This window comes from Pseudomonas schmalbachii, assembly GCF_017589465.1.
In the GTDB taxonomy this organism is placed as follows: Bacteria; Pseudomonadota; Gammaproteobacteria; order Pseudomonadales; family Pseudomonadaceae; genus Pseudomonas; species Pseudomonas schmalbachii.
This window is the reverse complement of record NZ_JAELYA010000006.1, coordinates 92,980-106,706: the sequence shown is the minus strand read 5'-3', so window position 1 is coordinate 106,706 and position 13,727 is coordinate 92,980. Positions and strand designations below refer to the sequence as shown.

Here is a 13,727-nt window from a genome sequence, read left to right as displayed (position 1 = left end):
GGGCGGGAGACTAGCGGAATCCTGCGAAATGCAGATAAGTCGCGGTTATTTGATCACCCCAGAGCAGGGCAATCCAGCCGGCAATCGCCAGATAGGGGCCGAAGGGGATCGGCGTGCCGCTTTCGGCGTTGCGCAGGCGCAGCATGATCACCCCCAGCACCGCGCCAACCAGCGACGACAGCAGGATGGTCAGCGGCAACACCTGCCAGCCGCCCCAGGCGCCGATCATCGCCAGCAGCTTGAAGTCGCCGTAGCCCATGCCTTCCTTGCCGGTCAGCAGCTTGAACAGCCAGTACACCGACCACAGGCTGAGATAACCGAACACCGCGCCCCAGAGCGCATCGCCAAGGCTGGCGAACAGCCCGAAGTAATTGACGATCAGCCCCAGCCAGAGCAGCGGCAGCACCAGCGCATCCGGCAGCAACTGGTGATCGACATCGATCATGCTCATCGCCAGCAGCCCCCAGGTGAGCAGCAGCATGGCGCCGGACTGCCAGGTGAAGCCGAAATGCCAGGCGACGAAGGCCGAGAGCAGGGCGGTGGCCAGTTCGATCAGCGGATAACGCACGCTGATCGGCGCCTTGCACGACGAGCATTTGCCGCGCAGCGCCAGATAGCTGATGACGGGGATGTTCTCCCAGGCACGGATCTGATGGCCGCAGTGCGGGCACTGGGAATGCGGCAGCACAAGGTTATAGACCGGCCGCGCTTCTGTATTTGGCAAGCTGAGCGCCTCACGCGCCTGCTGCTGCCAGTCTAGCTCCATCATGCGCGGCAGGCGGTGGATCACCACATTGAGGAAGCTGCCCACACAGAGACCGAACAGGGCAGCACACAAAACAAAGGCCAGCGCATGGCTGGCCAGTAATTCGAAGATCGGCATATTTAGACGACGTTGCCCAACTGGAAGATTGGCAGGTACATGGCGATGATCAGGCCGCCCACCAGCACGCCCAGAACGGCCATGATCATTGGTTCCATCAGGGTGGTCAGGTTGTCGACGGCGTTATCCACTTCTTCCTCATAGAATGAGGCGACCTTGTCCAGCATGGCATCCAGCGAGCCCGACTCCTCGCCGATGGCGGTCATCTGAACGGCCATGCTTGAGAACACGCCAGTGGTGCGCATGGAGAAATTGAGCTGGGTGCCCGCCGAGACATCTTGCTTGATCTTGCCTACCGCATTGCGAAAAACCACGTTGCCGGTGGCGCCGGCTACGGAATCCAGCGCTTCAACCAGTGGTACGCCAGCAGCGAATGTGGTGGCCAAGGTGCGCGCATAACGGGCGATTGCAGATTTGTAGAGGATCGGGCCGACAATAGGGGTACGGAGGACGGCCCGGTCAACCCCGTCACGGAACTTCTCAGAGCGTCTGTGCGCTTCCCGAAAAGCAAATGCAAAAGCTAGAAGACCAATTAGAACAATGAACCACCACTTTTGCAGAACTTCGGAAAGACCGATGACCATCATGGTGAAGGCCGGCAGTTCTGCACCGAAACTGGCGAAAACGGACTGGAACTGCGGAACCACCTTGATCAGCAGGATCGCTGAAACAATGACGGCGACCAAGATCACTGCGATGGGGTATGTCATTGCTTTCTTGATCTTGGCTTTCAGCGACTCGGTTTTTTCCTTGTAGGTCGCCACGCGGTCAAGCAGCGACTCCAGGGCACCGGACTGTTCGCCGGCATCCACCAGGTTGCAATAGAGATCGTCAAAGTACTGCGGTTTTTTGCGCAGCGAGTTGGCCAGGCTGTTACCAGCGGCCACTTCCTGCTTGATATCGTCCACCAGCTTGCGCATGTTCGGATTGTCGAAGCCTTCGGCGATGATATCGAAGGACTGCAGCAGCGGAACGCCGGCACCCATCATCGTCGCCATCTGTCGAGTGAACAGGGCGATATCCAGGGGTTTGATCTTCTTCCCTGCGCTCAGCAGCGACATACCCTTCTTGCGCACCTTGAGCGGGTTGATACCCTGCTTGCGCAACTGTGCCTTGACCAGTGCCGCGTTGGTCCCGGGCAGTTCCCCCTTGATCTTCCCGCCTTTTCTATCGGTACCTTCCCAGGTGAAGACACTGGTTCTTTCTGCTTTTGCCGCCATGGATTAGTCCTTGGTCACGCGGTTGACTTCCTCGAGACTGGTGATGCCTTGCATGGCTTTCAGCAGACCGGAGGTGCGCAGATCGGCGAAGCCCTCTTTGCGGGCCTGCTCGGCAATCTGCATGGAGTTGCCTTCTTCCATGATAAGGCGTTGCACGGCGGGCGTGTTTTTAACCACTTCATAAATGCCCACTCGGCCCTTGTAGCCGCCCTTGCAGTGTTCGCAGCCCACTGGGGCGTAGAGCTTGAAGGTGCCGATCCTGTCCGCCGGAAAGCCTTCCTGCAGCAAGGTGTCGTGCGGCACGTCGTGTTCCTTCTTGCACTGCGGGCACAGCTTGCGCGCCAGGCGCTGGGCGATGATCAGGTTGACCGAGGTAGCCAGGTTGAAGGACGCCACACCCATATTGAGCAGGCGGGTCAGGGTTTCCGCCGCGCTGTTGGTATGCAGGGTGGACATCACCATATGCCCGGTCTGGGCGGCCTTGATGGCGATTTCCGCAGTTTCCAGGTCGCGGATCTCACCAACCATGATCACATCCGGGTCCTGGCGCAGGAAGGCACGCAGTGCCTGGGAGAAATCCATGCCCTGCTTCGGGTTGACGTTGACCTGGTTGATGCCCTCCAGGTTGATCTCCACCGGGTCTTCGGCTGTGGAGATATTGATATCTGGGGTATTGAGAATATTCAGGCCGGTATACAGGGAGACGGTCTTGCCCGAGCCGGTCGGGCCGGTTACCAGGATCATCCCTTGCGGCTGCTTCAGTGCATCCAGGTAAAGCTGCTTCTGCTCGTCCTCGTAGCCCAGGGCATCGATGCCCATCTGTGCGCTGGCCGCATCGAGAATCCGCATCACAATCTTCTCACCCCAGAGGGTGGGCATGGTATTGACGCGGAAGTCGATGGACTTGCTCTTCGATACGCGCATCTTGATCCGGCCATCCTGTGGCTTGCGCCGCTCGGAGATATCCAGCCCGGCCATGACTTTCAGGCGCGCGGAAATGCGGTTGGCCAACTGGATCGGCGGTTTGGCTACTTCATGCAGCATGCCGTCGGTGCGGAAACGTACCCGGTAAACCTTTTCATAAGGCTCGAAGTGCAGGTCGGAAGAACCGCCGCGGATGGCATCCAGCAGCATCTTGTTGACGAAGCGCACCACCGGGGCGTCGTCGGCATCGCCACCAATCGCCTCGTCCTTCCGTTCCGTATCCCCACTCTCGATATCCAGCCCTTCCAGATCGACATCGGCCAGATCATCCAGTCCACTGGACATGCTTTCGAACAGTTTCTCGATAGCATCGCCGAGCTTGTCGTCCTCGACCAGGATGGCCTCGGTGGTCAGGCCGGTGCTGAACTGTACATCGGTAATCGCTTGGTGGTTGGTGGGGTCGGAAAGGCCAACGAACAGCTTGTTGCCGCGGCGCCAGAGCGGGATGACGCGGTGCTGGCGCACCAGCTTCTCGCTGACCAGCTCCTTCGGCATGCTTTCCCGGTCCAGGCTGTTCAGGTCGCAGTAGGCGATGCCGAACTGCTCCGCCGCCAGTTCGGTCAGCGGACGACTCTTCACCAGCTTGTTCTGCACCAGGTAGGTCACCAGCGGCAGCTTGTTGCGCTGTGCCTGCTGTTGCGCCTGCTGTGCGCTTCTTTCATCGAGTAGCTCGGCGATAACCAGTTGCCGGGCAAGACCGGAGAGCACAACGTGATCGTTCATGAGGATAAGGTCGAGTGGGGATTTTAAGGACTTATAACCCACACAGTGAGCGGTGCCAAATTGCTAGCTAGCTGGTGCCATTTTTTGTCAGTTCCTGCCTTGTATGTTGTGTGAAATTTCGTTTTTGCATGCTCCCACCCTATTGGATTCAGGGTTGGTTGGCTTTGGCATGCCTTATGCAGCTCTGCTTTCAGGCCCATTCGGCCGTACTTAAATCTAGGAGAGAGTTCTATGAAGGCTCAAAAAGGCTTCACCCTTATCGAACTGATGATTGTTGTGGCGATTATCGGTATTCTTGCCGCTATCGCTATCCCGCAATATCAAACTTATACTGCCCGCGCCAAGTTTACTGAAGTTACTCAAGCTACCCAGTCGCTTAAGACTGCAGTTGAGGTTTGTGCTACTGATCTTGGCGCTTTGGATGCTTGCGATGGTGGTTCAAACAATATCCCTGCTGACGTTGCAACAGCAGCAGGCACAAAATATCTTGCTAGTACGAAGGTTGAAAATGGTGTAATTACCGCTACTGCGGTGACTGGCCAGGGCCTGGCCGGCGAGACCTATATTCTTACACCTACTATTCGGGCTGGGCAGGGTGTGACTTGGGCAGTTACCGGTACTTGTACTACAGCGAATCTCTGTAAGCAGTAAGTGTTGTGCTTATATACATGCCTCACCTAGCGCGAGGCATGTATATAAGAAGGCGGGGGAAGTGAGATTTTCTATATATAGTTGATGTCTCAGAGTGTTGATCTGTGTTGTAACTAATGTTACCTTCCTGCCGCCGCCGTTGTAGCTCAGTCGGTAGAGCAACTGATTCGTAATCAGTAGGTCGGGGGTTCGACTCCCTTCAACGGCACCAGCCTCAAACAAAAAGCCCCGCTTCGTGCGGGGCTTTTTGTTGTCCGGGGTTTCGGCTTTTGTAGGTTGGGCTGAGCTTGCGAAGCCCAACGGTGTGACTGTCCGGCAATTGAATTGTTGGGCTTCGCTGCGCTCTGCGCCAACCTGCGTCCACCAATCCAACCACGTTCGATTCGGGCTTACAGGCTCAGTCGCATCGACAGGTCCAGCGCCTTGACGTCCTTGGTCAGGGTGCCGATGGAGATGTAGTCCACGCCGGTTTCGGCGACGCTGCGCAGGGTGGTTTCGTTGATGCCGCCGGAGGCTTCGAGCTTGGCGCGGCCGGCGGTGAGCTGCACGGCGATGCGCATGTCGTCCAGGCTCAGTTCGTCGAGCATGATGATATCGGCGCCGGCTTCGAGGGCCTGGCGCAGTTCTTCCAGGTCTTCCACTTCCACTTCCACCGGCTTGCCGGGGGCGATCCGGTGGGCGGCGGCGATAGCCTGGGCGATACCGCCGCTGGCGGCGATGTGGTTTTCCTTGATCAGGAAGGCGTCGTAGAGGCCGATGCGGTGGTTGTGGCAGCCGCCGCAGGTGATCGCGTATTTCTGCGCCAGGCGCAGGCCGGGCAGGGTCTTGCGGGTGTCGAGCAGTTTCACGCCGGTGCCTTCCACCAGGTCGGCGTAGTAGCGGGCGCGGCTGGCGGTGCCGGAGAGCAGTTGCAGGAAGTTCAGTGCGCTGCGTTCGCCGCTGAGCAGGGAACGGGCCGGTCCCTGGAGGGTGAACAGGGTCTGGTCGGCCGAGACGCGTTCGCCGTCGCTGACCTTCCATTCCACCTGCACCTGCGGATCGAGTTGGCGGAAGACCTCGTCCACCCATGCGCTGCCGGCGATGGTGGCGTCCTCGCGGGTGATGATGCGGGCGGAGGCCGTGCGCTCGGCGGGAATCAGCTGGGCGGTGATGTCGCCGCTGCCGATGTCCTCGGCCAGGGCGGCGCGGACGTTGGCCTGGATTTCCCCGGTCAGGTCGGCAAGGTTGAGGTTCGGCATCTGGGACTCCTGGTTCGCGGTGGCGGGATTATACGGGCCGCACGTCGTCTGGTGTTGAAGGGCAGTTGCTTGGAACTATTTAGATGGTGTGAAGGACGAAAGAAACGGCTACTGTGATTTCTATCAACTCTGTACGAAATCTTTATTGGTTGTGAGGGATCGTTCCTGAATAATGCAGCGGCTTTTCCTATTTTGACGCCATGAAATTGTCGTCACGGATGACGCGTTCGTTTATAGAGCTGTCCATGGATCACCACCAGGTCCGGCAGCCGGAGACTTGCGATGCAGAACGACGCGAACGTAGTGCCGCTGAACAAGGCCGCTGCAGGGCAGTCGCAGAATTCTTCCATGGGCCGTTTGCCCGTGGCGCTGGTCAATGTGCGCGACAAGTTCGCCGGGCAGTTGAAGCACGCCATGCAGGCGCTGTTCGACAATGCCGACGATACGCTGTTCGAGATGGCGGATCGTTCCACCAGCAACGGCGAACAGAACACCTTCTTCGAGGCGATGCGCGACCTGCGCCTGAAGCGCAAGGGCATCGAGCGCGGTTTCCTGCAGAAATTCGCCGATAACATCGCCAGCCTCAACCAGTACGACGTCGCCAAGGGTGCGGTGCTGGAACCGGTTTCCTCCGACAGCCTGACCCTGGTGCAGAACGACGAACTGGAAGAGTCCGTCGCGATGGACACCATGGTCGCCAAGGTGATGAGCCGCGATGCCACCGCGCTGGCCCACCTGAGTACCCGCCTGAATACCCTGGTCACCCGCAAGGTCGAGGACAAGACCAACCCGCTGGGGCCGCGCATGCTGTGCGAGGCGTTCCTCGAGGCCTGCCAGGGGCTGGGCGTCGAGATCAAGGTCAAGCTGATCATCCTCAAGCTGTTCGAAAAATACGTGCTGGGCGATGCCGGGCAGCTCTACGCCGAGGCCAACCAGGTGCTGGTGGCACACGGCGTGCTGCCGGAGCTGAAGGGCACCCCGGTGCCGCGTCCGCAGCATCGCGGCGTGGCGGCGCGCGGCGTCGGGCAGGCGGAACAAGCGGCCGTCCCGGCGTCGGGGTTTGCCAATGCCGGCAGCCAGGAGGCGTTCGACGTCCTGCAGGAGCTGCTGGCCCAGGTGCGCGGCAGCGGCGCTCCCCGGCAGGCAATGCCGGCCGATGCACTGCCGATCACCAGCAACGATCTGATGCGGCTGCTTTCCCACCTGCAGTCGAATATGCCGACGCAGAGCCTCGATGAACTGGACGTGCGGCAGAGCCTCGATCAGTTGCTGGCGCGCGTCAGCAACCGGAGCGGGCGTTCGCGGGTGGTCGGCCAGGTCGACGAGGACGTCATCAACCTGGTGTCGATGCTCTTCGAATTCATCCTCGACGACCGCAGCCTGCCGGATTCGCTCAAGGCGCTGATCGGGCGGATGCAGATTCCCATGCTCAAGGTCGCCGTGCTCGACAAGACCTTCTTCAGCCATGGCGGCCACCCGGCGCGGCGCCTGCTCAACGAGATCGCCTCGGCGGCGCTCGGCTGGGGCGAGCAGAGCGATGTGCAGCGCGACAGTCTTTTCCAGAAGATCGAGCAGGTGATGATGCGGTTGCTCAACGATTTCACCGATGACCCGGCGATCTTCTCCGAGTTGCTGGAGGACTTCATCGTCTTCACCGGCGCGGAGCGGCGCCGCAGCGAGCTGCTCGAACAGCGCATTCGTGATGCCGAAGAAGGCCGCATGCGCGCCGAACTGGCCCGCCAGGAAGTCGAGCGTGTGCTGAACCAGCGCATGCTGGGCCGCACCCTGCCCGAGGTGGTGGTGCGCCTGCTGGAGGAAGCCTGGAGCAAGGTACTGCTGCTGAATTGCCTGAAGCACGGCACCGACTCGGCAGAGTGGCGCGCGGCGCTGACGACCATGGACGAGCTGATCTGGAGCGTCGAGCCGCACGAAGAGCCGGAGTCGCGCATGCAACTGCTGGTGATGGTGCCGCGCCTGCTCAAGTCGCTGCGCGAGGGGCTTTCCAGCGCGGCGTTCGATCCATTCCGCACCGGCGAATTCTTCAGCCGTCTGGAAGGGCTGCACGTGAAGGCCTTCCAGCGCTTCAAGCAGGTGGAAGAGGTGGAGCCGCAGCAGACCGCAGCTCCGGTTGCCGGGGACCAGTCGATTGTGGACGACATCCTGCTGCTGGATGCACCGCTGGTCGTGCCAGCAGACGACCCCGCCGCCGATGCGTTGGGCATGGTCGCGGTGGTCGAGGAAATCGTCCTCGCTTCACCCGAGGAACCGCGCACTCGCGAGCCGGAGGAATTCCTCCCCGACGATGACGAAGCACTCCTGCAGGTCGACGCGCTGCGCGTCGGCAGCTGGCTGGAGATCCGCGACCGGCCTGATCACAAGGTCCGCTGCAAGCTGGCGGCGATCATCAAGCCGAGCGGCCGCTACATCTTCGTCAACCGCACCGGCATGAAGGTGCTGGAAAAGACCCGCATGGCACTGGCCGTGGAATTCCGCCGCAACGCCGTACGCCTGCTGGACGACGCCCTGCTGTTCGACCGCGCACTGGAGTCGGTGATCGGCAACCTGCGGCGGTTGAAGCACACCTAGATCCTTCCCCCTCACCGCGAGTTGGGCTTCTCGTAGGTTGGGCTGAGGCACGAAGCCCAACGGGGTGGTGCCCGGGTGCGGCGGATGTTGCGCTTTACTCCTGTAGGTTGGGCTGAGGTACGAAGCCCAACGGGGGTGGTGCCCGGGTGCGGCGGATGTTGGGCTTCACTCCCGTAGGTTGGGCTGAGGTACGAAGCCCAACGGGGGTTGTGTCCGGGTGTGGCGGATGTTGCGCTTTACTCCTGTAGGTTGGGCTGAGGCACGAAGCCCAACGGGGTGGTGTCCGGGTGTGGCGGATGTTGGGCTTCACTGCGTTCAGCGCCAACCTACGAGAAGCCCAACCACGTTACTGGCGTTCGCCGAAGCTTCCGGTTTCCTCGTTACTACCCCAGTCCGCAGGCAGAAGGCCCTGGCGGATGTAGCGGTGTATCGATGAGTACGGCCAGTCCATGGCGCGGGGCGCATGGCCGTGTTTGACCGGGTTGAAGTGGATGTAGTCCACGTGTCGTTGCAGGTCCTCTTCGTCCCGAATGCGGTGTTCCCAATAGCGTCGCTGCCAGATTCCTCGTTCGCGCTTATTGTGGCGAGTCCGGTTGATGGTTTCCGTACGGGGTAGATGGCGGGAAAAGCCGGATTTGATCAGCGACCAGCGTGTGGGGAAATTCTCGTCGCCCTCCGGCAAGGTCCATATCGCATGGATGTGCTCCGGTAGCACGACCATGGCCCGGATCTCGAACGGGTGTGTGGCTTTCACCTGCCTGGTCACTGCTCGCAGGATCGTTATGTGTTCGACGAGCAGATGCTGGGAGCGATCTTCCAGGTTGACGGTGAAGAAATAGGTAGCGCCGGGCGTGAGGGTTCTGCGGTAGCGCATGGATTTTGCTCTGTGCGGGGAAAGGGCGAGTCTAGGTGGCGGGAATTTGCTACAGGGCTGAGAGTGCTGTGGGAGCAGGGAGATTGCTGGGTGGGAAGCGAGGTTGGGGCGTTCAGCATCGTAATGTTGGGCTTTGCTCCCGGATGTTGGGCTTCGCTCCCGTAGGTTGGGCTGAGGTACGAAGCCCAACGAGGTGGTGTTCGGGCGTGGCGGATGTTGGGCTTCACTGCGTTCAGCACCAACCTACGGGTGCTGGAGCCCAACGGGGGGGCCGAGTTTGGCGGATGTTGGGCTTCGCTGCGCTCAGCGCCAACCTACGGGTTTGCCCGGCGCATGGCTGGAAGGCTAGAGTGGGGCATCCCGTCCACTCCTGCGGCCCCGATATGCAACTCGACCCCCTCAGCGGCTGGTGCCATGGCATCGCGCACTGCCATTCGCCGAATTTCAATGCCCGTCCTGAAGGCGAGGTGGTGTCCCTGCTGGTCATCCACAACATCAGCCTGCCGCCCGGGCAGTTCGGTACGGGCAAGGTGCAGGAGTTCTTCCGCAACTGCCTGGACCCGAACGAGCATCCCTATTTCGCCGATATCTGCGCGATGACGGTGTCGGCGCATTTCCTCATCGAGCGCGATGGCAGCGTGTTCCAGTTCGTTTCCTGCAACGACCGCGCCTGGCATGCCGGCGTTTCGCGGTTCGACGGGCGGGAGAACTGCAACGACTTTTCCATCGGCATCGAACTGGAAGGCACCGACTGCGATCCATACAGCGACGAGCAGTACGCCGCGCTGGAGGAGCTGACCCGGCAGTTGCTGCATGCCTATCCGGGCATCACGCCCGAGCGCATCCGTGGGCACTGCGATATCGCGCCGGAGCGCAAGACCGACCCCGGCGAGGCGTTCGACTGGGGGCGTTACCTGGCTGCGGTGAGCCATCACAAGGAGTCGCAATGAGTTTTCTGGTGCTGTTGCTGGCGCTGTTGATCGAGAAGTTTTCCGGCTGGCGCACGCGCCTGCACCTGCAGTACGACCGGCCGTGGCTCGGCCTGCTGCGCGCGGTGGAGGCGATGCCGGCGGTGGCGGGCCGGCCCTGGCTGGGCGTGCTGCTGGCGGTGCTGCCGCCATTGCTGCTGCTCGCCCTGTTGATAACCCTGCTGCAGCCGCTGGCATATGGGCTGCTGTTGCTGCCCGTGCATCTGGCGGTGGTGGTCTGGAGTCTTGGTCGCGGCGATGTGCTGCGTTCCATCGGGCCGTTCCGCGATGCCTGGCGGCGGGAGGATGTGCAGGGCGCCTACCATGTGGCCGAGCGCGATCTGGGCCTGCGCGGGGAAAGCGACAGCGATCTGCTGGCGCAGGTGCAGGCGACGCTCGTCTGGCAGGGCTACCAGGGTTTCTTCGCGGTGATCTTCTGGTACGCGCTGCTGGGGCCGGTGGCCGCATTGGCCTACCGGCTGCTGGCGCTCATCGTCGAGCATGGCCAGCCGGCGCTGGCCGAGCGCGCCGCGTACGTGCGGCATGCGTTCGACTGGCTGCCGGCGCGGGTGCTGGTAGCCAGCTTCGCCCTGATCGGCGACTTCGTGGTGGTCAGCAAGACGCTCCTGCAGGAGCTGCTGTCCTGGGAAATCCCCGCTCCGCGCCTGCTGGCCCAGGCCAGTTGCAGCGCCGAACACGCCGACCAGGGCAAGGTCGGCGCGAAGGGCGTCGCCAGCCTGGATGCCCTCTGGCAGCTGCTGGTGCGCTCGGCGGTACTCTGGTACGCGGTGTTCGCCGCCTGCGCGCTGCTGCTCTGACTCCCGACGGCTTTCTGGACAGCGCTGGAGCCCCTGATCTAGCGTTTCCAGTAGGCCGGATCGAGGAGTCGTCATGCGTAGTACCCTGCTCAGCGCCGGTGAACCGGCGCCCTGGTTCACCTGCCGTACCCGCCAGCGGGAGCACTTCTGCTTCGACTCCATGGGCGGTCGCTACCTGGTGCTGTCGTTCTTCGGCTCGGCGGCTGACCCGGTGTCGCGCCAGTTGCTCAGCGATCTCGCCGCCCATCGCGCGCATTTTCGCGACGATCACACCTGTTTCTTCGGCGTCTCCACGGACCCCGACGACGAGCGGCTGGAGCGCTTCGACCACTCGCTGCGGGGCGTGCGCTATTTCTGGGATTTCGACCGTGCGGTAAGCACGCTGTACGGCGTGGCGCAGGCCGATGGCGGTATCCGCCGGGTGACCTACGTGCTCGATCCCGCGCTCCGCGTGCTGGCCGCCGTGCCGGTCGATGAGCCTGTGGAAAACCACATCCCCTCGCTGATCCGCTTCCTCGATCGCCTGCCGGCCCTCGACTCGCCGCATCCGGCGCCGCAGCACGCGCCGGTGCTGGTGGTGCCCGGTATCTTCGAGCCGACGCTGTGCAAGGCACTGATCGACTACTACGAGGCTCAGGGTGGCACGGAATCCGGCTTCATGGTCGAACGCGACGGGCGCACGGTGGAGATGGCCGATCCGCTGCACAAGCGCCGGCGCGACTGCTTCGTCCAGGAGAAGGCGCTGCTCGACGGCTGCACCTGGCGCATCCAGAAGCGGCTGCTGCCGGAAATCCACAAGGCGTTCCAGTTCGAGGCCACGCGGATCGAGCGCTATCTGGTGGCCTGTTACGACGGCGAGGAGGGCGGGCATTTCCGCGCGCACCGCGACAACACCACCAAGGGCACGGCACACCGGCGCTTCGCCGTGTCGCTGTTCCTCAACAGTGGCTACGAGGGCGGCCAACTGCGCTTCCCCGAGTATGGCGGCGGCCTCTACAGCGCTCCGCCCGGGGGTGCGGTGGTGTTCTCCTGTTCGCTGCTGCACGAGGCGACGCCGGTGACCAGCGGGCGCCGCTACATGTTCCTGCCGTTCCTCTACGACGAGGTGGCGCGGGCCATCCGCCAGGAGAATCGGCAGTACCTCGACGTCTGACTGATCGACTGATTCGATTCACCTGGCGGCGGTTGGTCGGCAGCCCCAGCGGCTCTGCTGGCACCCTGCTATACAACAAGAAAAAAGCCTTGCTGGAGTAGTGCTCATGGACGTGGCATCGGTATGGGGAAAGTACGTTCTGGAACGCGAGGCGAACGCCATCGCGCCGACCAGGCCGTTCAACCTTCTGCGCTGGTTTTCGGTCATCAGCCTGGCGATCATCGCCACGGTGGCGACCGGATTGGGATTCATCTCCACGCGCTTCGTCGTAAGCGAAAGCCTCGAACGTGACGCCTTGCTGACCAGCCAGTTCATCCAGACCCTGGCGGCGGGCGAACTGGTGCACCACGGTGTGCCCGGCGTGCAGATGGCCGACCTGCTGATCATGCGCAACGCCGCCGACATCCCCGAGGACGTCCGCCACCGGCGCCTGCGTGCGCGCACGGAGTTCCTGGAGCACCTGGCCCGCCTGCCCGACTCGCTGCTGGCCACCGTCTATTCGGCGGACAAGGTGGTGGTCTGGTCGACCAACAAGGCGCTGGTCGGCCAGCGGATGGCCGGCGACGAAGACCTCGATGCGGCGTTCCTGACCGGCGCGGAGATCACCGCCGAATACAGCGATGTGGAGGAGGGGAGCGTGGAACAGAAGCTGCTCCGCCCGCCGAAGCGCTTCTTCATCGAGAACTACATTCCGCTGCACGACAACGACGGCAAGGTGCTGGCGGTGGTGGAGATCTACAAGGAGCCGGTCGACCTGGTGGAGCGCGTCAATCGCGGCTACCGGCTGATCTGGATCGCCACCGCGCTCGGCGGCGCGCTGATCTACTTCGGCCTCTTCTGGATCGTCCGCCGCGCCTCGATCCAGCTCGCCGCGCAGCAGCATCAACTGGTGGCCAACCAGACCTACACGGCGCTGGGCGAAATGTCCTCCGCCGTCGCCCACAGCATGCGCAATCCGCTGGCGTCGATCCGCACCAGCGCCGAGCTGGCGCAGCAGGTCAGCAGCGGGGCGGTGCGGCAGTGCGTCGACGACATCATCAGTCAGGTCGACCGCATGTCGACCTGGATTCGCGACCTGCTGCTGTGCCTGCGCCCGCTCAGCGGCGATTCGGAGCCGGTGGAGCCGCTCGCTGTGATGCGCGAGACGCTGCAGGGCTACAAGCAGCAACTGGAGTGGTCGAACATCCAGGCCGAGATCGTCGAGCAGTCGGCCCCACCAGTGATCAACCACCGCCTGCTGCTCTCGCAGGTGTTCAACAGCGTGCTGGCCAACGCCATCGAGGCCATGCCGCGCGGCGGCCGGCTGAGCGTCAGCGTCCTCCCGGACCCGACCGGCGAGTGGCTGCACCTGAGCATCGACGACACCGGCCAGGGCATGTCGCGGCAGCAGGAGCTGATGGCCTTCAAGTCGTTCTACACCACCAAGCGCGGCGGGCTGGGCATCGGCCTGTACATGGTGAAGCAGATCATGGAGCACTTCGGCGGCAGGGTCAGCCTGACCAGCCACGAGGACGAGGGCACCAGCGTGCGCCTGAGCTTCAGGGTCGCCCGGGGAGTGGCTGGCGCGGCGGGCTGAGCGCAAGGGCATTCTGCGGTTGGCGGGTGGCAGGGGAGTGCTCTGAGGCGGGC

General features: G+C 62.5%; 11 protein-coding genes and 1 tRNA gene. 7 read left to right on the top strand and 5 right to left on the bottom strand.

Annotated features, from left to right (window positions below):
- Positions 1–10: 10 nt before the first annotated feature.
- The 3 genes from JFY56_RS16045 to pilB are packed head-to-tail and all read right to left on the bottom strand — an operon-like array spanning position 11 to position 3,810.
- Positions 11–883 (bottom strand): prepilin peptidase, encoded by an 873-nt coding sequence (locus JFY56_RS16045; protein ID WP_208314842.1) that lies wholly within the window; start codon positions 881–883, stop codon positions 11–13.
- A 2-nt stretch (positions 884–885) separates the two neighbouring features.
- Entirely contained in the window at positions 886–2,103 is a 1,218-nt protein-coding gene (locus JFY56_RS16040; RefSeq protein WP_208314841.1) for a type II secretion system F family protein, read from the bottom strand.
- 3 nt (positions 2,104–2,106) lie between these two features.
- Entirely contained in the window at positions 2,107–3,810 is a 1,704-nt protein-coding gene (gene pilB, locus JFY56_RS16035; RefSeq protein WP_208314840.1) for a type IV-A pilus assembly ATPase PilB, read from the bottom strand.
- 231 nt (positions 3,811–4,041) lie between these two features.
- Here pilB and JFY56_RS16030 point away from each other — a divergent pair, with 231 nt between their 5' ends.
- Positions 4,042–4,461, top strand: coding sequence for a pilin (locus tag JFY56_RS16030; RefSeq protein ID WP_208314839.1), 420 nt, complete (start codon positions 4,042–4,044; stop codon positions 4,459–4,461).
- Between the two features lie 135 nt (positions 4,462–4,596).
- Positions 4,597–4,672: transfer RNA gene (locus JFY56_RS16025), tRNA-Thr, on the top strand.
- A gap of 178 nt (positions 4,673–4,850) precedes the next feature.
- Here the strand turns inward: JFY56_RS16025 and nadC are convergent.
- Positions 4,851–5,699: a carboxylating nicotinate-nucleotide diphosphorylase gene (gene nadC, locus JFY56_RS16020; RefSeq protein WP_208314838.1), complete on the bottom strand. Its 849-nt coding sequence runs from the start codon at positions 5,697–5,699 to the stop codon at positions 4,851–4,853.
- Positions 5,700–5,981: 282 nt separating this feature from the next.
- Here nadC and JFY56_RS16015 point away from each other — a divergent pair, with 282 nt between their 5' ends.
- Positions 5,982–8,285, top strand: a complete 2,304-nt coding sequence (locus tag JFY56_RS16015; protein ID WP_208314837.1) for a DUF1631 domain-containing protein — start codon at positions 5,982–5,984, stop codon at positions 8,283–8,285.
- A gap of 346 nt (positions 8,286–8,631) precedes the next feature.
- Here the strand turns inward: JFY56_RS16015 and JFY56_RS16010 are convergent, their stop codons facing one another.
- The gene (locus JFY56_RS16010; protein ID WP_208314836.1) at positions 8,632–9,159 is read right to left on the bottom strand and encodes an REP-associated tyrosine transposase; all 528 of its coding nucleotides are present in this window, start codon (positions 9,157–9,159) and stop codon (positions 8,632–8,634) included.
- Between the two features lie 383 nt (positions 9,160–9,542).
- Here JFY56_RS16010 and ampD point away from each other — a divergent pair, with 383 nt between their 5' ends.
- From ampD to JFY56_RS15990, 4 genes are all read left to right on the top strand, one after another.
- A complete protein-coding gene (ampD, locus tag JFY56_RS16005; protein ID WP_208314835.1) occupies positions 9,543–10,109 on the top strand; it encodes a 1,6-anhydro-N-acetylmuramyl-L-alanine amidase AmpD in 567 nt (188 codons plus the stop codon).
- Positions 10,106–10,945 carry a regulatory signaling modulator protein AmpE gene (ampE, locus tag JFY56_RS16000; protein ID WP_208314834.1) on the top strand — a complete coding sequence of 280 codons (840 nt, stop codon included), beginning with the start codon at positions 10,106–10,108 and terminating at the stop codon, positions 10,943–10,945. Before ampD ends, ampE begins: the two co-directional genes overlap by 4 nt.
- A 73-nt stretch (positions 10,946–11,018) precedes the next feature.
- Positions 11,019–12,098 (top strand): 2OG-Fe(II) oxygenase, encoded by a 1,080-nt coding sequence (locus JFY56_RS15995; protein WP_208314833.1) that lies wholly within the window; start codon positions 11,019–11,021, stop codon positions 12,096–12,098.
- A 106-nt stretch (positions 12,099–12,204) separates the two neighbouring features.
- A complete protein-coding gene (locus JFY56_RS15990) occupies positions 12,205–13,674 on the top strand; it encodes a sensor histidine kinase (protein ID WP_208314832.1) in 1,470 nt (489 codons plus the stop codon).
- Positions 13,675–13,727: the final 53 nt, after the last annotated feature.

Coding starts and splice junctions, on each gene's coding strand:
- JFY56_RS16045 (WP_208314842.1), bottom strand. CDS start 883: ATGCCGATCTTCGAATTACTGGCCAGCCATGCGCTGGCCTTTGTTTTG.
- JFY56_RS16040 (WP_208314841.1), bottom strand. CDS start 2,103: ATGGCGGCAAAAGCAGAAAGAACCAGTGTCTTCACCTGGGAAGGTACC.
- pilB (WP_208314840.1), bottom strand. CDS start 3,810: ATGAACGATCACGTTGTGCTCTCCGGTCTTGCCCGGCAACTGGTTATC.
- JFY56_RS16030 (WP_208314839.1), top strand. CDS start 4,042: ATGAAGGCTCAAAAAGGCTTCACCCTTATCGAACTGATGATTGTTGTG.
- nadC (WP_208314838.1), bottom strand. CDS start 5,699: ATGCCGAACCTCAACCTTGCCGACCTGACCGGGGAAATCCAGGCCAAC.
- JFY56_RS16015 (WP_208314837.1), top strand. CDS start 5,982: ATGCAGAACGACGCGAACGTAGTGCCGCTGAACAAGGCCGCTGCAGGG.
- JFY56_RS16010 (WP_208314836.1), bottom strand. CDS start 9,159: ATGCGCTACCGCAGAACCCTCACGCCCGGCGCTACCTATTTCTTCACC.
- ampD (WP_208314835.1), top strand. CDS start 9,543: ATGCAACTCGACCCCCTCAGCGGCTGGTGCCATGGCATCGCGCACTGC.
- ampE (WP_208314834.1), top strand. CDS start 10,106: ATGAGTTTTCTGGTGCTGTTGCTGGCGCTGTTGATCGAGAAGTTTTCC.
- JFY56_RS15995 (WP_208314833.1), top strand. CDS start 11,019: ATGCGTAGTACCCTGCTCAGCGCCGGTGAACCGGCGCCCTGGTTCACC.
- JFY56_RS15990 (WP_208314832.1), top strand. CDS start 12,205: ATGGACGTGGCATCGGTATGGGGAAAGTACGTTCTGGAACGCGAGGCG.